This window comes from Mycobacterium sp. 29Ha (assembly GCF_032883055.1).
Taxonomy (GTDB): domain Bacteria; phylum Actinomycetota; class Actinomycetes; order Mycobacteriales; family Mycobacteriaceae; genus Mycobacterium; species Mycobacterium gallinarum.
In genome coordinates this window covers 1-17,042 of record NZ_JAMQTI010000007.1, presented here as the reverse complement: position 1 = coordinate 17,042, position 17,042 = coordinate 1, and the positions used below count along the sequence as shown (strand labels likewise).

20 protein-coding genes and 1 riboswitch are annotated in these 17,042 nt (G+C 67.1%); of the genes, 9 read left to right on the top strand and 11 right to left on the bottom strand.

The genetic code is table 11. From position 1 onward, the window contains the following. Nucleotides 1-5: 5 nt before the first annotated feature. From M1248_RS10635 to M1248_RS10620, 4 genes are all read right to left on the bottom strand, one after another. Nucleotides 6-1,454 carry a transglycosylase family protein gene (locus tag M1248_RS10635; RefSeq protein ID WP_317148306.1) on the bottom strand — a complete coding sequence of 483 codons (1,449 nt, stop codon included), beginning with the start codon at nt 1,452-1,454 and terminating at the stop codon, nt 6-8. A gap of 10 nt (nt 1,455-1,464) precedes the next feature. Then, nucleotides 1,465-1,645: riboswitch (cyclic di-AMP (ydaO/yuaA leader) on the bottom strand. A 253-nt stretch (nt 1,646-1,898) separates the two neighbouring features. Continuing rightward, nucleotides 1,899-2,183: a MoaD/ThiS family protein gene (locus M1248_RS10630; protein ID WP_317148305.1), complete on the bottom strand. Its 285-nt coding sequence runs from the start codon at nt 2,181-2,183 to the stop codon at nt 1,899-1,901. 2 nt (nt 2,184-2,185) lie between these two features. After that, nucleotides 2,186-3,235: a GTP 3',8-cyclase MoaA gene (moaA, locus tag M1248_RS10625; protein WP_317148304.1), complete on the bottom strand. Its 1,050-nt coding sequence runs from the start codon at nt 3,233-3,235 to the stop codon at nt 2,186-2,188. Continuing rightward, complete coding sequence (locus tag M1248_RS10620) at nt 3,232-3,648, bottom strand: YccF domain-containing protein (RefSeq protein WP_163730808.1); 417 nt, start codon at nt 3,646-3,648, stop codon at nt 3,232-3,234. The genes moaA and M1248_RS10620 overlap by 4 nt, the downstream gene beginning before the upstream one ends. Before the next feature lie 144 nt (nt 3,649-3,792). Here M1248_RS10620 and M1248_RS10615 point away from each other — a divergent pair, with 144 nt between their 5' ends. After that, nucleotides 3,793-4,203 (top strand): cold-shock protein, encoded by a 411-nt coding sequence (locus M1248_RS10615; RefSeq protein WP_163730807.1) that lies wholly within the window; start codon nt 3,793-3,795, stop codon nt 4,201-4,203. Nucleotides 4,204-4,228: 25 nt separating this feature from the next. After that, nucleotides 4,229-5,233 carry a glutathione S-transferase family protein gene (locus tag M1248_RS10610; RefSeq protein ID WP_317148303.1) on the top strand — a complete coding sequence of 335 codons (1,005 nt, stop codon included), beginning with the start codon at nt 4,229-4,231 and terminating at the stop codon, nt 5,231-5,233. Here the strand turns inward: M1248_RS10610 and M1248_RS10605 are convergent. Next, complete coding sequence (locus M1248_RS10605) at nt 5,218-5,712, bottom strand: DUF2771 domain-containing protein (protein ID WP_163730803.1); 495 nt, start codon at nt 5,710-5,712, stop codon at nt 5,218-5,220. The genes M1248_RS10610 and M1248_RS10605 overlap by 16 nt on opposite strands. After that, a complete protein-coding gene (locus M1248_RS10600; protein WP_317148302.1) occupies nt 5,709-7,415 on the bottom strand; it encodes an MFS transporter in 1,707 nt (568 codons plus the stop codon). The genes M1248_RS10605 and M1248_RS10600 overlap by 4 nt, the downstream gene beginning before the upstream one ends. 88 nt (nt 7,416-7,503) lie before the next feature. Between M1248_RS10600 and M1248_RS10595 the strand changes: the two genes are divergently transcribed. Then, nucleotides 7,504-8,301, top strand: a complete 798-nt coding sequence (locus tag M1248_RS10595; RefSeq protein WP_163730801.1) for a DUF3027 domain-containing protein — start codon at nt 7,504-7,506, stop codon at nt 8,299-8,301. On the opposite strand, the gene M1248_RS10590 is transcribed toward M1248_RS10595, so the two are convergent. Next, nucleotides 8,298-8,753, bottom strand: coding sequence for an SRPBCC family protein (locus M1248_RS10590; RefSeq protein WP_163730798.1), 456 nt, complete (start codon nt 8,751-8,753; stop codon nt 8,298-8,300). The two genes, M1248_RS10595 and M1248_RS10590, sit on opposite strands and share 4 nt — an antisense overlap. Before the next feature lie 27 nt (nt 8,754-8,780). Continuing rightward, on the bottom strand, nt 8,781-9,020 hold the full coding sequence (locus tag M1248_RS10585) for a DUF2530 domain-containing protein (protein WP_163730796.1): 240 nt from the start codon (nt 9,018-9,020) through the stop codon (nt 8,781-8,783). A 60-nt stretch (nt 9,021-9,080) separates the two neighbouring features. On the opposite strand from M1248_RS10585, the gene M1248_RS10580 reads away from it, so the two are divergent. From M1248_RS10580 to M1248_RS10570, 3 genes are read left to right on the top strand one after another with little or no spacing between them, the layout of a single operon-like run. Next, the gene (locus M1248_RS10580) at nt 9,081-9,512 is read left to right on the top strand and encodes a MarR family winged helix-turn-helix transcriptional regulator (protein WP_163730795.1); all 432 of its coding nucleotides are present in this window, start codon (nt 9,081-9,083) and stop codon (nt 9,510-9,512) included. A 36-nt stretch (nt 9,513-9,548) separates the two neighbouring features. Beyond that, complete coding sequence (locus M1248_RS10575) at nt 9,549-10,364, top strand: TrmH family RNA methyltransferase (protein ID WP_163730793.1); 816 nt, start codon at nt 9,549-9,551, stop codon at nt 10,362-10,364. Further along, nucleotides 10,361-10,633, top strand: coding sequence for a DUF2537 domain-containing protein (locus M1248_RS10570; protein WP_317148301.1), 273 nt, complete (start codon nt 10,361-10,363; stop codon nt 10,631-10,633). Before M1248_RS10575 ends, M1248_RS10570 begins: the two co-directional genes overlap by 4 nt. Before the next feature lie 31 nt (nt 10,634-10,664). Here the strand turns inward: M1248_RS10570 and sepH are convergent, their stop codons facing one another. After that, nucleotides 10,665-11,480 carry a septation protein SepH gene (gene sepH, locus M1248_RS10565; RefSeq protein ID WP_317148300.1) on the bottom strand — a complete coding sequence of 272 codons (816 nt, stop codon included), beginning with the start codon at nt 11,478-11,480 and terminating at the stop codon, nt 10,665-10,667. A gap of 85 nt (nt 11,481-11,565) precedes the next feature. After that, on the bottom strand, nt 11,566-12,678 hold the full coding sequence (gene serC / locus M1248_RS10560; RefSeq protein WP_317148299.1) for a phosphoserine transaminase: 1,113 nt from the start codon (nt 12,676-12,678) through the stop codon (nt 11,566-11,568). A 195-nt stretch (nt 12,679-12,873) separates the two neighbouring features. On the opposite strand from serC, the gene M1248_RS10555 reads away from it, so the two are divergent. Next, on the top strand, nt 12,874-13,314 hold the full coding sequence (locus M1248_RS10555; RefSeq protein WP_317148298.1) for a CAP domain-containing protein: 441 nt from the start codon (nt 12,874-12,876) through the stop codon (nt 13,312-13,314). A gap of 6 nt (nt 13,315-13,320) precedes the next feature. On the opposite strand, the gene map is transcribed toward M1248_RS10555, so the two are convergent. Continuing rightward, complete coding sequence (map, locus tag M1248_RS10550; RefSeq protein WP_317148297.1) at nt 13,321-14,085, bottom strand: type I methionyl aminopeptidase; 765 nt, start codon at nt 14,083-14,085, stop codon at nt 13,321-13,323. Between the two features lie 133 nt (nt 14,086-14,218). On the opposite strand from map, the gene M1248_RS10545 reads away from it, so the two are divergent. Beyond that, a complete protein-coding gene (locus M1248_RS10545; protein WP_317148296.1) occupies nt 14,219-15,247 on the top strand; it encodes a diiron oxygenase in 1,029 nt (342 codons plus the stop codon). 7 nt (nt 15,248-15,254) lie between these two features. Continuing rightward, complete coding sequence (locus tag M1248_RS10540; protein ID WP_317148295.1) at nt 15,255-16,946, top strand: FAD-dependent oxidoreductase; 1,692 nt, start codon at nt 15,255-15,257, stop codon at nt 16,944-16,946. Nucleotides 16,947-17,042: the final 96 nt, after the last annotated feature.

The window sequence follows — 17,042 nt, the reverse complement described above, 5'->3', positions numbered from 1 at the left end:
TGGACTCAGGCAGGCGGTAGCGGCGGCGGCGCACCGGGCGCCGGAGGTGCCGCCGGCGCGGGCAGTCCCGGTGCCGGAGCAGGGGGCGGCGGAGGCGCAAGCGCCGGATCCGGCGGGAGCTGGCCCGGCAGGTTGGGCACCTGACCGGTGGTGCGGTCCGGGGTTGTCAACGGACGCTGAGTCAGCGCCAGCAGCGCATCCTTGCCGGTGACGTCCTGGGTCTGGATCGCGTGCCAGATCTCCTTGAGGTACGAGACGTTGGGGCTGTCGGTCGTGACGGCGCCGCGGTCGATCGTCGTCCCCGGATTCAGGTTCTCCGGGCTCGGCAGATGCGGAACCTCGGCGGGCACGGGGAGCTCACCGGACACGGCCTGGTTGGCCGCGTCCATGGCGGGCTGCGGAAGGTTGACCTGGGCCAGCGGATCAGGCGCGGGGGCCGGCGGCGGAGGAACTGCCGGTGCGGGCTGAAGCGGTGCGTCGGCGTGCAACGCCCACATCTGAGGCTGATCGGCAGGCACGGTGCCCTCGGCGACATCCCAGTCCGCCAGCTGCTGCGCGACGTCTGCAGACGGGGCCATCGGGTCGACCGGCGGCGGCGGAGGAACCGGTGCGGCCAGCGCGTCGATCGGTGCCGGGGGCGGCGGGGCCATCGAGTCGACCGGCGGCGGAGGCACCGGTGCGGCCAGCGCGTCGATCGGTGGTGGTGGCGGCGGCGGGGCCATCGGGTCGGCCGGCGGCGGCGGAACCGGGGCGGCTAGCGCGTCGGCCGGGGGTGGCGGCGGAGGCAGTGGTGCGGCCGGGGGTGGCGGCGGCGGAATCGGGGCGGCGAGCGCGTCGGCCGGGGGTGGCGGCGGAGGCAGTGGTGCGGCCGGGGGTGGCGGCGGCGGAATCGGGGCGGCGAGCGCGTCGGCCGGGGGTGGCGGCGGAGGCAGTGGTGCACCCGGAGGTGGCGGCGGCGGAGCCGGTGCGGCCAGCGCGTCGAACGGCGCGGGTGGCGGAGGAGGCGGCGGGGGAGCGAACGGGTTCGGCGGCGGAGGCGGCAGCAGGTTGTTCAGGTCGGCGATCGCGTCGTCGACCACATTGCGCGGCGTGGGGCCGGACAGCGGGCCACCGCACGACGGCCATGCGCCCTTGCCCTGACCGGCGAGCACACGCTCGGCGACGGCAATCTGCTCTTCCTTGCTGGCCAGGTACGCGGCAGGCGCGAACTCGCCGCCGCCGTGGCCCGACCAGGTGCTCGGGGAGAACTGGAGTCCACCGTGGTATCCGTTGCCGGTATTGATCGCCCAGTTGCCACCAGATTCGCACCTGGCGACCTGATCCCATTCGCCGTCGGTGGCGGCGTTGGCCTGTCCGGCGAGGGCAATGCCCCCAGTGCCGATGACAGCGCCTGTGAAGGCGATCTTCGCGACGTTTACGGCCGATGCAGTGGGCTTACGATGCCGTCCACTCATAGGTGCGTTGGTGTCCTCTCTTCAAGCGCCCGCGAGGTCAGCTGTCGGGTTCGGGCTGGAGAGGTTGCCCGGCCGGCGGCGTCGAGACGACGCCGGCTTCACCCCAAGGAGCCGAAATCTGCTCCAGGTCCTTCCGTTTCGGTGGACCGGTGGGTCCCCCGCCTCCGTCCAAAGTTGTTCGTTGTTGACTGGGTCCCGACTGGACGGAGCTCGGCGCGATCGGGGCACAGCGGGTCACCCGATTGAGGTCGAGGGACTTGGGAGTCGACGGTAATGGGTATGCCCGTGAGCGTCATCTTTTGCAGATAACGGCGTTTTCCCCTTGGGCAAATCCTAAAGGAGCTCTAAACCCGCAGGAGATTCTGACGTTCTTGCAGGTGCTTTGGACGCTCCACCTGTCCGTAGCCAGTCTGTGATCATTTCGTTATGTGATGCAAATCACCATCACCCGCCGGCGAAGGGCGGAAGAACGTCGATGGTCGCGGCGTTTGTCAACGCCACGTCGGCGTCGCGCACGGCCACGCCGTCGCGCAGAAACGAGCAGCGCATCAATACTTTCGCGAGATTCTGGTCGCGCGCGCTGAGTTGCGCGACCAACGCGGCGAGCGTCGTGTGCGGACGAAGCCGGATCGTCTCCACTTCGTTACCTGCGGCGGCCCTCGCGGCGGCGAAGAACCGAACGGTCACCTCGATATCGGTGGGCCTGGTGGTCCTGGAGGTAGAGGTCACGCCTACCCGCCGATTGCGCTCATCGGACGATCCGGCTGGACGAAGCCAGGGTCATTGATGCCGTGCCCGGCGGCTTTGGCCCACATCGCGGCGCGCCAGGCGGCTGCCAGGCCGTCGTCGTCGGCGCCCGTCCGCATCAGGTGACGCAGATCCGTCTCCTGTCGTGCGAACAGGCAGTTGCGAACCTGGCCGTCCGCGGTCAGGCGGGTACGGTCGCACGCCGAGCAGAACGCGTGCGAGACCGAGGCGATGACGCCCACCAAGCCGCAGTCACCGTCGACCCGCCACAGTTCTGCGGGCGCCGAACCCCGCGGCTCCGTGTTCGGCGTGAGATCGAAGTGGCGGCGCAACACGGCGAGGATGTCATCCGCACTCACGGCCCTGCCGCGCTGCCACTGATGGTCCGCGTCGAGCGGCATCTGCTCGATGATGCGCAGCTGGTATCCGTGGTCGATACAGAACCGCAGCAGTTGCACTGCATCGTCCAGACCGGTGTCCGGGTCGAGCACCGCGTTCACCTTGACCGGGTTGAGCCCTGCGGCCTTTGCGGCCGCGAGGCCGTCGAGCACGTCGCTGAGCCGGTCGCGGCGGGTGATCCGGCTGAACCGTGCGGCATCCACGGTGTCTAATGACACATTGATCCGGTCCAGCCCGGCGTCCTTCAGCTTCGCCGCGCGCCGGGCAAGCCCAATGCCGTTGGTGGTCAACGTGATCTCGGGCCGCGGCCGCAGTGCGGCGGTGGCGGCGACGATCTCATCGAGATTCTTGGCTACCAACGGCTCGCCGCCGGTGAAGCGCACGCTGGTGATGCCCAGCCGCGTCACGGCGATGTGTAGCAGCCGGATCAGCTCCGCCGGTGCCAACAGCTGATCGCCCGGCAGCCAGTCCAGCCCGTCGGCGGGCATGCAGTAGGTGCAGCGTAGGTTGCACCGGTCGGTCAACGACACGCGCAGGTCGGTGGCGATCCGCCCGAAGGTGTCGACGAGTGGACCGTCTGTGGGCGCGGGATCGGCCGGGCCCAGCGACGGCACACCCAGGTCGACGACCGTCATGCGGCGGCTCCGATCGACCGGTTCGCCCCGCCGTTGAGGCTGTCAACCGGAACGATCTCCTTGCCCAGCGGCAGCAACGAGATCGGAATCATCTTGAGGTTGGCCAGCGCCAGCGGAATGCCGATGATGGTGATCGCCATGGCGGCTGCACTGACGAGATGGCCGATGGCCAGCCAGATGCCGCACAGGATGACCCAGATGATGTTCCCGATCAGCGCACCCGGACGCGTACCCGGCATGTCGACGACGGTTCGGCCGAACGGCCACAGCGCGTAGGACGCAATGCGCAACGATGCGAAGCCGAACGGGATCGTGATGATGAGGATGAAGCAGATCAACGCTGCCAGCAGATAGCCCAACGCCAGCCAGAGACCGCCGAAGACCAACCATATGACGTTCAGGATCAGGCGCATCTTTCCCTCCAGCGGTCGTTCCAGCCTACCGAGTAAAGGGGGTGAGGGCGGTTCGAGGTCCGAGTAGGATCACCCGAGACGCGTCCCTGCGCACGGGACGCTTTCCTTTTGTTGGGCGCTTCAGAAGACAAGCAGGTGAGACCAGTGCCGACCGGCCGGGTTAAGTGGTACGACGCCGAAAAGGGATTCGGCTTTCTGTCGCAGGAGGACGGTGAGGACGTCTACGTCCGCTCGTCCGCGCTGCCGTCGGGCGTCGAGGGGCTCAAGGCCGGACAGAAAGTCGAGTTCGGCATGGCCGCCGGTCGTCGCGGCCCGCAGGCGCTGAGCGTGAAGATCATCGACTCGCCGCCGAGCCTGACGCGCACCCGTCGTGAGGCGGCTGCCGCCGAGCACAAGCACACACCGGACGAGCTGCACGGCATGGTCGAGGACATGATCACGCTGCTGGAAGGCGCGGTTCAGCCCGAGCTACGTAAGGGCCGGTACCCCGATCGCAAGGTCGCACGACGAGTGTCCGAAGTGGTGCGTGCCGTCGCAAGCGAGCTCGACGCCTGAATTTTCCTTCGGGCATGCTGGAGACATGAGCTATGTCGCCAGCGGTGGCGATTTTAACCGCGACACGAACTACATCACCACGCGAATCACCGCCGACGGTCGCGACGGGTATCCCGTCGAGGCCGGCCGGTATCGATTGGTCGTCGCGCGGGCCTGCCCGTGGGCCAACCGCACCATCATCGTGCGACGGCTGTTGGGGCTCGAAGACATTCTCTCCATTGGCTTTTGCGGTCCCACCCACGACCAGGACAGCTGGACGTTCGACCTGGACCCCGGCGGCGTCGACCCGGTGTTGAAGATTCCGCGCCTCAAGGACGCCTTCCTCAAGCGGTTCCCCGACTACGAGAAGGGCATCACCGTGCCCTCGATCGTCGACGTGCCGACGGGCGAGGTGGTGACCAATGACTTCGCGCAGATGACGCTGGACTTCTCCACCGAGTGGACGAAGTTCCACCGCGAGGGCGCGCCGCAGTTGTACCCGGACCATCTGCGCGACGAGATCGACGAGGTCGCCAAGCGCATCTACACCGAGGTGAACAACGGCGTGTACCGGTGCGGATTCGCCGGCTCCCAGGACGCCTACGACAAGGCCTACGACCGGTTGTTCACCGCGCTGGACTGGCTCTCCGAACGGCTCGAGAATCAGCGATATCTGGTCGGCGACACCATCACTGAGGCCGATGTGCGTCTCTTCACGACGCTGGCCCGTTTCGACCCCGTCTACCACGGCCACTTCAAGTGCAACCGCAACAAGCTCTCCGAGTTGCCGGTGTTGTGGGCCTACGCCCGCGACCTTTTCCAGACCCCCGGCTTCGGCGACACCACCGATTTCGTGCAGATCAAGCAGCACTATTACATCGTGCACAAAGACATCAACCCGACGCAGATCGTGCCGAAAGGCCCGGATCTGTCCAACTGGTTAGCCCCGCATGGGCGGGAAGCGTTGGGCGGCAGGCCGTTTGGCGATGGCACGCCGCCGGGTTCGACGCGCGACGGCGAACGGGTGCCCGCCGGTCATTCAGCGGGCTGAGGCCAGACCGTTCGCACCGACCACTCCGCATGCCATGCCGGCAACTCGTTGCCGTCCTGGTCGACGACGATCGTGGGCAGTTGCACGACGAAGCCGGTGAGCTTTCCGCGATGCGGGTCGACGGTGGGAATGGTGACCGCGAGCGTGCTGCCCGGGGTGAACTCCTCGAGCACGTCGGAGCCCTCGTACGTGCGGCCGAGTAACCAGGGTGCGTCGGAGATCGCCGACGGCACCGACAGTTGCACCGGGTGCCGCCCGTCGACGGCGAGTTCGCCTATCGTTTGCGGGGTTTCGCAGTCGTTGAGGTTCACCACGTCGCAATAGCTGTACGGCCCGATCCGTACGAGCTGTCCGTCGGTGTAAGCACTGATCTCCGGGTGCTTGGGCGGAGGGTGCTGGGCCAGCCGCCAGATCAACACACCCGTGGCCGCGGACGCGATGACGACCACGACCGCCAGGACGGCGAGAACGCGTTTCACTCCGGCGCCACCGCCGCATTGTCCGGGCGGCGTCCGCCCTCCTGCTCGGCCAGGACCGGACGGTTACCGCCGAGGCCGGGGATCAGCGAGTCGCCGCGATAGCTCACCACCGTCTGCGCGAGGCCCAGGATCAGTACCGCACTGACACCGGTGAAGCCGACCCACAATTGGGTGTAGATCAGCACGCCGATCGCGCCGCCAGCGACCCAGGCCAACTGCAACAACGACTCTGAACGACCGAAGGCGGACGCTCGGGACCGTTCGGGGAGGTCGTCCTGCAACGACGCGTCGAGCGACGCCTTCGCGATCGCGCTCGCGCCCGACGTGATCAGCGTGCCGATCGCAGCCACCAAGAGATTGCCTGCGATGGCGGTCGCCAGCGCGCTCGCGGTGACCGCGATGGTGCAGCGCACGACCATCTGGGCCGGGTGGCCGAGCTGCATCCGCGCGCTGGCCAAGTTGCCGATGAAGTTTCCGATGGCGGCGGCCGCGCCGATCATGCCGAGAATACGCAGCTGTTCCCAACCGCTGGCGTCGTGCGATTTCGCGTAAAAGGCCGGGTAGAGGAAGAGGAAGCCCACCATCACCTTGATGGTGCAGTTACCCCACAGCGCGGTGATCGTGTTGCGGCCCAACGGTTGTCGTGCCGGGGTCCACTTCTGGGGTGCTGGCTCGCGGCGCAGCTCACCGGTGCGACCGTGGTAGCTCAGCGTCGCGGGCACCTCACCCTCGGTCACCTCGACCCACTTGGGGATCCGCATCGCCAGCGCTGCGCCCGCCACCGAGACGGCGACGACGACGTACAGCGCGCCGGGCAGTTCCAGTACGCGGAAGAGATACTGGGCCGCAGCGGCAACCGCGCCGCCGACCATCGTTCCGCCAAGCAGACCGAACATCGTCAGCCGAGAATTCACCCGGACCAGGTCAATGCTCGGCGGCAGCACCCGCGGGGTCACCGCGCTGCGCAACACGCTGAATGACTTGGACAGCACCATCATTCCCAATGCACACGGGTAGAGCACCCACGGCGGGAAGCTGCCGGTGGCACCGTCGAAGTTGGCGATCAACACCACCACAAGCGCGGTGCGCAGGATGAACGACGTGGCGAGTGCGACCCTGCGCCCGTGCTGCAGCCGATCCAGTGCGGGTCCGATCAGGGGAGCGATGACGGCGAACGGCGCGATGGTGATGAGCAGGTACAGCGCGACCTTGCCCTTGCTCTCGCCGGAGGCCGCTGCGAAGAACAGCGTGTCGGCCAGTGCGACGGCCATCGCCGCGTCGACCGCGAAGTTGGCGACCACCGGCCACGTGAGCGCGGTCAGCCCGGACTTGTCGGCGCCGTCGGCCGTAGCGGCGCGGTGCACCAGGCCGTACATCTTGGAGCCCATCTCGCGGCTGCGTTGTGCGGCCGCTCTGGTCACCGTGATCCGTTCGCCCGCCCCGGCGCCGACGGAGCCGCGCGGGGGTACGGATGCGCGTGACCGTGCCGAATCGTCGAGCGGTGGCAGCCACCGGTTGGCACTCGGAGTGGGATTCGGCCGCGCCCGGCGGTGGCCGCCGTCGCCGGGATCACTGGGGTAGTTGGCCGTCCCCGGGTGTTCCTGGCCGCCGGCGGGCGGGCGCGGCGGGTAATAGCTGGGCGGGCGACCGCCGAACTCACGCGAACCCGCTCGATCCCTGTCGTCACGACGCGGTCCGGTCACAGAAAAGATTCTCCCCCATCGAGGCCACAGCGCACGTGCAGCCGACCGGTGTGGCTACTTGTCGGCGGCTACGGCAAAATCAATGCCAATGGACAGCGTGACGGAATCCGCCGAGAACGGCGTGGCCTCCCCTGACGGGGATGCCGTGCCCCGGCCTGACCTGGAGACGGTGCTCCTGGGCTCCGTCGACGACGCGCGTGCCGCGATCGTCGAGTTCAGTGGTGAGGACACCGTCGGGGAGTATCTCGGCGCCGGCTTCGACGATCCGACCGCGGCCACCCACAGGTTCCTCGCCGACATGCCCGGTTACCGCGGCTGGCAGTGGGCCGTCGTCGTGGCCGCGTGCCCGGGCGCCGATCACGCCACCATCAGTGAGGTCGTGTTGGTGCCCGGTCCGACGGCGCTGCTCGCACCGAAGTGGGTGCCCTGGAACGAGCGCGTCAAGCCTGGCGACCTCAGCCCCGGCGATCTGCTCGCTCCCCCCGCCGACGACCCCCGGCTCGTACCCGGCTTCATGTCCAGTGGGGACCCCGAGGTCGACGAGGTAGCCGCGGAAGTGGGCTTCGGCCGCAGGCAGGTGCTCGGTCCGTGGGGTCGCGCCGACGCCGCGCAGCGCTGGCACGACGGCGAGTACGGGCCCGGTTCCGCGATGGCACGGTCGACGCGCCGCGTGTGCCGCGACTGCGGGTTCTATCTCCCGGTGTCAGGATCGCTCGGGTTGATGTTCGGAGTGTGCGCCAACGAGATGTCCGCCGACGGCCACGTGGTCGACGCCGAGTACGGCTGCGGTGCTCATTCGGATACGCCCCAGCCGCCGGGCAGCGGTTCGCCGCTCTTCGATCCCTACGACGACGGCGTCCTGGACCTCGCCGAACCGGCCGACTAGCGTTCGGCCGCGGCCTTGATCCGCGACAGCGACTCGTTCATTCCTTCGACGAGTTCGCGCTCGAAGTTGGGCACGCCACCCATCAACGCGTTCACCGTTGCGTTGGACAACGGCTTCACGCCGTTCTCCGCATGCCGCGTTTCGATCAGCCGGGTTCCGGTTTCGGTGGGTTCGAGCTCGTAGCTCCAGATGGTCCCGTTCTCGTTCACCCGGAAGGCCAGCTTCTTGTCGGGAATGAATTCGGTGATGCGGCTGGTGGTCGGCCACATGAGGTACTTGCGCCGGTTGAGGTTGATCGTCCGGCTGCCCTGGCGCAGTGGACCGCCCAGAGTCTTCATCAGCCGGCACTGCGGGCTCCACTGCGGCATCTTGCTCAGATCGGAAACCAGCGACCAGACCTTCGTGACCGGAGCGTTGATTTCAACTTGAGCTTGCAATAGCGGCTCTGCCATCGCTACCTCCTTGGGTGTCAGACGAATTCAGTCGAGTCCGCTCTGCGCGCCGCGCGACCCGCGGCGCACCGCCCGACGCTGCCACAGAAAGATCGATGTGCCAAGCACGCCGACGCCGAGCCCGGCGATCGCGAATGGCCGACAGCCGTGCAGTGCGGGCACCGTGAAGGCCAACAATGTCGCGATCAGCCAGCCCGTCGTGATCACAGCGATCACCGGCCACGGCTTCAGCAGGGCAGGCGGCAGGGCGGGTGGTTGCGGGGTCATCGATTGAAACCTAACCCATAACCTTCCTTTTCTTCAGCACTGCTATGTACTCTTTGCCTCGTGAAAGAACCCGACGGTCGCTTGGCGAGCGATCTGTCGCTCGCGGTCATCCGCCTGGCCCGCCAATTGCGCTTCCGACGACCGGATTCGCATGTATCGCTCTCTCAGCTGTCGGCGCTGTCGACCCTTGCCAAGGAGGGTCCGATGACGCCGGGCGTGTTAGCCGAGAAGGAACGCGTGCGTCCACCTTCGATGACTCGGGTGATCGGAACGCTTTGCGAACTAGGCCTCGTCGCGCGGATGGCGCATCCCGACGACCGGCGCCAGGTCCTGGTGTCGGTGTCGCCGGCGGGGGTCGAGTTGATCGAGGCCGAGCGCCGCGCGAGCCAGGAGTGGCTGTCGAAACGGCTGGCTAAACTCGCTCCGGAACAACGGGAGGCACTGCTGACCGCCGCCGACCTGATGTCGGCGATAGTCGACGAAAGCGCGTGAGCGGTATCCGGCGGGCACGAGCGTAGCGAGCGGGGATTGTCAGAAGTAATCGACGTCTCCGACCCCGCCGATCCGCGGCTGGACGACTTTCGCGATCTCAACAGCGTGGACCGCAGACCCGACCTGCCGACCGGGAAGGGCTTGGTGATCGCCGAGGGTGTGCTGGTCGCGCAGCGCATGCTCGTTTCGCGGTTCACGCCGCGGGCCCTGCTGGGCACGGACCGGCGCCTGGCAGAACTGGCCGCCGACCTGGACGGCGTCGCGGCACCGTACTACCGCGTGAGCGCCGACGTGATGGCCGACGTGGTGGGTTTCCATCTCAACCGCGGAGTGTTGGCATCGGCGTCGCGCCCACCCGAGCTGACGGTGTCGCAGGTGATCGAGACCGCCAGGACGATCGCAGTGCTCGAGGGCGTCAACGATCACGAGAACCTCGGATCGATTTTCCGCAATGCCGCCGGCCTCGACGTCGACGCGATCGTGTTCGGCATGGGGTGCGCGGATCCTCTGTACCGACGTGCCGTCCGCGTGTCGATGGGACACGCCCTGCTGGTGCCCTACGCGTGGGCGGCTGATTGGCCCGGGGATCTGGAGATGCTGCGGGACAGCGGCTTTCGGCTGCTGGCGATGACACCCGATCCGTCGGCTCGCACACTGTCCAACGCGATGACCGATATGGCCGATCATCGCGTAGCGGTGCTCGTCGGCGCGGAGGGACCGGGGTTGTCAGAACGTGCGATGCGGGCCAGTGACGTGCGCGTGCGCATCGCGATGTCGCGCGGCACCGACTCGCTCAACGTGGCCACCGCCGCGGCGCTGGCCTTCTATGAGCGGGTTAGATTGAACCGGTGACCGACGATTCGACTCCGTGGGCGATGGGCCTGACGGTGTCCGCGTTCGTCGCCGCGGTTGTCGGTGCCGCCATCGTCGTGCTGAGCGTGGGACTGATGAGGGTGCACCCGATGTTGGCCGTCGGCCTCAATCTGGTCGCCGTCGGCGGGCTGACGCCGACCGTGTGGGAATGGCGCAAGCGACCCGTCTGGCGCTGGTTCGTTCTTGGTGCCGCCGTCGGGGTGGCCTGCGCATGGATCGCCGCCATCGCTATCGGCCTTGCGGGATAACGGGATTCACCACGTAAGTTCAGGTCAAGCGTCAGCGCTGGCCGCTGGACCGCACGCCGAGCAGCACGTCCTCCCACGCGGGCACTGCCGGCTTGCCCTTGCGTGCGCGTGGCTTCGGCGCGGCAGGCGGTGTCGGCTCGGGCTCTGGCTCGGACTCCGGCCTGAGGTCGAGCTCAGGTTCGGCGACCGGCTCCGGCTCGTCCTCCTGCTCGAAGTGTGGCACCGCGGCGACCGGTCGCAGCGGACGCGCGAAGTTCGGGTCGATGAGTTCGGATGCCGAGTCGTCGGCCGCAGTCACCGTGCCGCCGTGTGCGCCCGGGGTGAACCGGAAATGCGCAACGTTGTCGGACAGGCCCGCTTTCCACGCCATCTGGACGGTCCAGCGTCCGTCTTCGTTGCGCCAGGCGTCCCAGTTGGTGGCCTCGGCGCCCAGACCGCGGGCGATCAGGGACGTCGTCACCGTCTCCAACAGCGTCAGCACCGAGGGGCCGTCGGCCAGCACCGGGTGCGCGGCCGTCGCCAGCTCGGCCGCTCTCGACCGCTCCAGCAGGACCGGATGAGCAAAGCGCTCGACGCGGCTCAAGTCGACGCCGGAGGCCGCGGCGACCTGCTCGACGGAAGCACCTGCGCGGATCTTGGCTTGAATCTCTTTGGGACGCAGCACGCTTGGACCCTCATCGTTGGTTTGAGAAGTTTCCCGGGATGGCGTGGATCCGGTCTTGTCGCCGCGCGCGGCGGCCCGCAACCGGTCATCGGGGACCAGGAGGAACTTCTCGCCGGAGTCGTCGGCCTCGCAGATGATTTGTCTGCCGTCGACGTCGAGTCCAACGACTTTGAGTTTGCGCATGTCGACCTCCTCCGGGCGGATACGATGCCCGATCAAGCGACCCTACTGCGTTATCCGCCTGTTACCAGGTAGACACGCGGGCAGGTCAGAGGCGTTCGACGACCCAATCGATGCACGCGGTCAACGCGCTCACGTCGTCCGGCTCGACGGCCGGGAACATGCCGACGCGCAGCTGGTTGCGACCGAGTTTGCGGTAGGGCTCGGTGTCGACGATGCCGTTGGCTCGAAGTGCCTTCGCGATCGCTGCGGCATCGATCTCGTCTGTGAAATCGACGGTGCCGACGACCTGCGACCGTAGCTCGGGGTCGGCGACGAAGGGCGTGGCCACCTTCGACGCCTCGGCCCAGCTGTACAGCCGCTGCGACGAGTCGGCGGTGCGCTTGACCGCCCAGTCCAGGCCGCCGTTGCCCAGCATCCATTCGAGCTGATCGGCAAACATGATCAGCGTGCCGATCGCCGGGGTGTTGTAGGTCTGGTTCTTGAGGCTGTTCTCGATCGCGATCGGGAGCGACAGGAACTCGGGCACCCAGCGGCCCGACGCCGCGACGGCCTCCACGCGGGCGAGCGCAGCGGGGGAGAGGATCGCGATCCACAGGCCGCCGTCGCTGGCGAAGTTCTTCTGCGGTGCGAAGTAGTAGGCGTCGGCGTCGGCGATGTCGACGGGCAGGCCGCCGGCTGCCGAGGTGGCGTCGATGGCAATCAACGCGCCGTCTGAGCCTTTGGGTCGCTGCACGGGAACCGCTACGCCCGTTGATGTTTCGTTGTGCGCCCACCCGATGAGGTCCACCGACGGATCCGACTGTGGTTTGGGTGCGCTGCCTGCTTCGGCCTTGACGACGACCGGGTCCCCGACGAACGGATTCTTGGCCACCGCCGAGGCGAACTTGCTGCTGAATTCGCCGTAGGTCAGGTGCAGCGAGCGCTTGTCGATCAATCCGAACGCGGCCGCGTCCCAGAACGCGGTGGTGCCGCCGTTGCCGAGGATGACCTCGTAGCCGTCGGGCACCGAAAAGAGTTGACGCAGCCCGTCACGCACTCGACCGACGAGGTTCTTGACCGGCGCCTGCCGGTGTGACGTCCCGAATACGTCGCCCGCTGCGGCGAGGGCCTGCAGCTGTTCGGGGCGCACCTTGGACGGTCCGCAGCCGAAGCGGCCGTCGCGAGGTTTGAGGTCGGCGGGAATCGTGAGGTCGGCCATGGGGACAAGAGTAGTGACCCACGCTGTGCGCTTTCAGCGGGGAGGGGATGCAGAAAATGCTGAAAAAGTGGGTAAAGAACACACAGTGGAACCAATTTGTATCCATAATGTGATCTGTCGGGGACTGAGCCCATTGGGGGGCACGTGATCAGTCATGGGAAATTTTCGACCCTCATGCCGATGTGTGCTGCGGCGATGGCGGCTTTCGGTTCGATAGCCGCTGCGGCGCCGGCGCAGGCTTCCGGAGACGAGGGCGGCGCGGTGCTGAACCAGATCAACGCCACGCGCGCGGCGAACGGGTGCGGTCCGGTGGCGCCCAATCCGCAGTTGACGGCGTCGGCGGCACGGCACGCCAACGACATGCTCAGGACCGGGGTGCAGGCGCACACGGGTTCGGACGGCTCCTCTGTCGTCCAGCGCGTCACGGACGCCGGCTATACGTCGTTCGAGGATCTCGGCGAAATCGTGTTCTGGGCCAATGGCCCCGGCGGTTCGCCTGCTGCCGCGGTGAATTGGTGGATGAACAGTCCGGGGCACCGCGCGGTCATCACCGACTGTGGCATGACCGATGCGGGATTCTCGGCCGTCAGAAGCGGCAGCATGTTGACCGTGGCTGGCGACTTCGCGAAGAGGTAGCTGTCGCTAGTTGGTCAGGATGCGAGCCCCGTCGGGGGTGACGGCAACGGTGTGCTCGCTGTGCGCGGCACGCGCGCCGGACAAGCTTCGGAGCGTCCACCCGTCGGGGTCGTGGCGGTATTCGTCGGTGCCGTCGCCGATCAACATGGGCTCGATCGCGATGACCAAACCGGGACGTAACTTCATTCCCTTGCCGGGACGGCCTTCGTTGGGTACGTCCGGGTCCTCGTGCATGGTGCGGCCGATTCCGTGCCCGCCATGGTCGGCGAGCAGACCGAAGCCCCTCTCGTGCACCGTTGTCGAGATCGCATAGCCGACGTCTCCGAGCCTGTTGCCCGGCCGCACCGCCGCGATGCCCGCCGCGAGCGCGGCGTCGGCGGCCTCGATCAGCGCGGCGTCCCCGTCGCGCGGGGTGCCGACGATGAAGCTGCGCGCCGCATCACCGGTCCAGCCGCGCAGGGTGGCGCCGAAGTCGACCGACACCAGATCGCCGTCGGCGAGTACGTACTCATTGGGGATGCCGTGCACAACGGCGTCGTTGACGCTGACGCACAGCACGCCGGGAAACGGGGTCGGCGCCCACCGCGGGTGGTAGTTCAGGAACGGTGACGACGCGCCGTGCCGCGACAAGACCTCAGCGGCGATGCGGTCCAGGTCCAAGGCGGTCATCCCCGGCTTCGCCTGCTCGATGACCGCGCTTAGCGCCTCGGCCACGACGGCGCCTGCGTCGGCCATCAAGTCGATTTCGTCTCGCGTCTTCAGCTCAACCATGTGTGGCCTCCGTCACAAAAGTAGGTTCCGGGCCCGGTGTGCCACATGCCGGAAAGGGGTATTCACGGTATGCGATACCTGCGGTACCGTGTTTGACAATCAAGGCTCGTAGACCTCACCGAGGAGGTGTCGAATGGCAGTCAAGGAAGCCCGGACACGCATGGTCCGGCGCTGGCGGCGCAATATGGATGTCACCGATGACACCGCATACGTCGACATGCTCACCACATTGTCCGAGGGGTCGGTGCGACGCAACTTCAATCCGTACACCGACATCGACTGGGACTCGCCGGAGTTCAAGGTGGTCGAGAACGACGAACGCTGGATCCTGCCGGCGACCGACCCGATCGGGAAGCACCCCTGGTATCAGTCGCAGCCGAAAGAGCGGCAGATCGAGATCGGCATGTGGCGGCAGGCCAACGTCGCGAAGGTCGGTCTGCACTTCGAGTCCATTCTGATCCGCGGGCTCATGGAGTACGCCTTCTGGACGCCCAACGGCTCGCCGGAGTACCGGTACTGCCTGCACGAGGCGGTCGAAGAGTGCAACCACACGATGATGTTCCAGGAGATGGTCAACCGCATCGGTGCCGATGTGCCCGGTATGCCGCGCTTGCTGAAATGGATTCAGCCAACCATCCCGCTCGTCGCGGGGCCGCTGCCGATCCCGTTCTGGTTCGGCATTCTGGCCGGCGAGGAGCCCATCGACCACACCCAGAAAAACGTGCTGCGCGAGGGCAAGACGCTGCATCCGATCATGGAGCGCGTGATGGCCATCCACGTGGCCGAAGAGGCGCGGCACATCTCGTTCGCGCACGAATACCTGCGCAAGCGAGTTCCTGAACTGCCGCGGCGGAAGCGGTTCTGGTTGTCGCTCTACGTTCCGGTCGTGATGCGCGTGCTGTGCTCGGCGATCATCGTGCCGCCGCGGGCGTTCTGGAAGGAATTCGATATCCCGCGGTCGGTCCGCAAGGAGATCTTCTTCAAGTCACCCGAATCGCGGCAGATGCTGCGCGACATGTTCGGCGACGTCCGGATGCTTGCCCACGACACCGGGCTGATGAACCCGCTCGCGAAACTGATCTGGCGGATGTGTCGGATCAGCGGCCGGCCCAGCCGGTATCGCAGTGAGCCTGCCCGCCAGCATCTGGTGTCGGCCGCGTAGGGCACCCATGCCTCACGTGATAACCCAGTCGTGTTGCAGCGACGGGTCCTGTGTCTACGCCTGTCCGGTGAACTGCATCCACCCGTCACCGGACGAGCCGGGCTTCGCCACCGCCGAGATGCTCTACATCGACCCGATCGCGTGCGTCGATTGCGGCGCGTGTGTGTCGGCGTGCCCGGTCGGCGCGATCGCACCCGACACCAAGCTCGAACCCGAGCAGCTGCCGTTCATCGAGCTGAACGCGTCGTTCTATCCCAAACCCGAGGGGAAGCTGCCGCCGACGTCCAAGCTGGCGCCGGTGCTCGAGGCGCCGTTGGTCCGGCCACGCTCCGGTGGACCGTTGACGGTCGCGATCGTCGGCTCGGGGCCGGCGGCCATGTACGCCGCTGACGAACTGCTGACGCAGCGCGGTGTGCGGGTCAACGTCTTCGAGCGGCTGCCGACCCCGTACGGGCTCGTGCGTGCCGGGGTGGCCCCCGACCATCAGAGCACCAAACGGGTGACAGCGCTCTTCGACAAGGTGACGAAGCTGCCGGGCTTCACGTTCTATCTGAACGTCGACGTGGGATCGGATGTCACGCATGCCGATCTGCTGGCTCACCATCACGCCGTGCTCTACGCCGTCGGCGCGCCCAACGATCGCCGCCTCGAGATCGACGGCATGGGCCTGCCCGGCACGGGAACCGCCACCGAGATGGTTGCGTGGATCAACGGCCACCCTGAATTCACTGAACTGCCAGTCGATTTGAACCACGAGCGGGTGGTTGTCATCGGCAACGGCAACGTGGCGTTAGACGTCGCTCGCATCCTGACCACCGACCCCGATGTGCTGGCGCGCACGGACATCTCCGACCACGCGCTGGCCGCGTTGCGCGGCTCGAAGGTCAACGAGGTCGTCGTCGCCGCCCGGCGAGGTCCGGTGTACTCGGCTTTCACACTTCCGGAACTGATCGGGCTGACCTCGGTGTGTGATGTGGTGCTGGACAGCGCAGATCATGATCGGGTCATCAGCGACCTCGCGACGGTCACAGATCCGTTGACGCGCAACAAGCTCGAGATCCTGTCGAAGCTCGGGGATTCTGGATCGTGCGGGCGGCCGCCCGCGCACAGACCCCGCATCCGGTTGGCTTTTGAGTTGACGCCGGTACGCATCCTCGGTGAGCAACGCGCGACGGGAGTCGAGTTCGCGGTGACTGGTACCGACGAGGTTCGCCACATCGACGCCGGTCTTGTGCTGACCTCGATCGGCTACCGCGGCAAGGCGATTCGCGGCCTTCCGTTCGATGACGACGCTGCGGTGGTGCCCAATGACGGCGGCCGGGTCATCGATCCGGCGTCGGGTGAGACCGTGCGCGGCAGCTACGTGGCGGGCTGGATCAAGCGTGGCCCCACCGGCTTCATCGGCACCAACAAATCGTGTGCCGGCGAGACGGTGCACAACCTGGTCGCCGACTACAACGCGGGCTTACTCGCGGATCCGGCGGGCAAGCCGGCCGCACTGGACAAGCTCGTGCGTAGCAGGCGGCCCGACGTGATCGGCGCTGCGGGATGGAAGGCCATCGACGACGCGGAGATCGCGCGCGGCGGCGAGCATCGGCCCCGCGACAAGTTCACGACGGTTGCCGACATGCTCGCCGCGGCGGCCGACGCACCCGCGCGGTCGATGCGGGAGCGTGTGCTCGCTGGCCTACGCCGCTAGGTCCACTAAGCGACGTTGTCGTTAATTTGTTGCGGCCCAGGACTTGTCGGACCCCTCTGTTTTGATGGGGTCATGTCTTCGATCGCCGCCTCCGAC

Coding starts and splice junctions, on each gene's coding strand:
- M1248_RS10635 (WP_317148306.1), bottom strand. CDS start 1,454: ATGAGTGGACGGCATCGTAAGCCCACTGCATCGGCCGTAAACGTCGCG.
- moaA (WP_317148304.1), bottom strand. CDS start 3,235: ATGACGGTCGTCGACCTGGGTGTGCCGTCGCTGGGCCCGGCCGATCCC.
- M1248_RS10620 (WP_163730808.1), bottom strand. CDS start 3,648: ATGCGCCTGATCCTGAACGTCATATGGTTGGTCTTCGGCGGTCTCTGG.
- M1248_RS10610 (WP_317148303.1), top strand. CDS start 4,229: ATGAGCTATGTCGCCAGCGGTGGCGATTTTAACCGCGACACGAACTAC.
- M1248_RS10595 (WP_163730801.1), top strand. CDS start 7,504: ATGGACAGCGTGACGGAATCCGCCGAGAACGGCGTGGCCTCCCCTGAC.
- M1248_RS10590 (WP_163730798.1), bottom strand. CDS start 8,753: ATGGCAGAGCCGCTATTGCAAGCTCAAGTTGAAATCAACGCTCCGGTC.
- M1248_RS10585 (WP_163730796.1), bottom strand. CDS start 9,020: ATGACCCCGCAACCACCCGCCCTGCCGCCTGCCCTGCTGAAGCCGTGG.
- sepH (WP_317148300.1), bottom strand. CDS start 11,480: ATGCGCAAACTCAAAGTCGTTGGACTCGACGTCGACGGCAGACAAATC.
- serC (WP_317148299.1), bottom strand. CDS start 12,678: ATGGCCGACCTCACGATTCCCGCCGACCTCAAACCTCGCGACGGCCGC.
- M1248_RS10555 (WP_317148298.1), top strand. CDS start 12,874: ATGGCGGCTTTCGGTTCGATAGCCGCTGCGGCGCCGGCGCAGGCTTCC.
- map (WP_317148297.1), bottom strand. CDS start 14,085: ATGGTTGAGCTGAAGACGCGAGACGAAATCGACTTGATGGCCGACGCA.
- M1248_RS10545 (WP_317148296.1), top strand. CDS start 14,219: ATGGCAGTCAAGGAAGCCCGGACACGCATGGTCCGGCGCTGGCGGCGC.
- M1248_RS10540 (WP_317148295.1), top strand. CDS start 15,255: ATGCCTCACGTGATAACCCAGTCGTGTTGCAGCGACGGGTCCTGTGTC.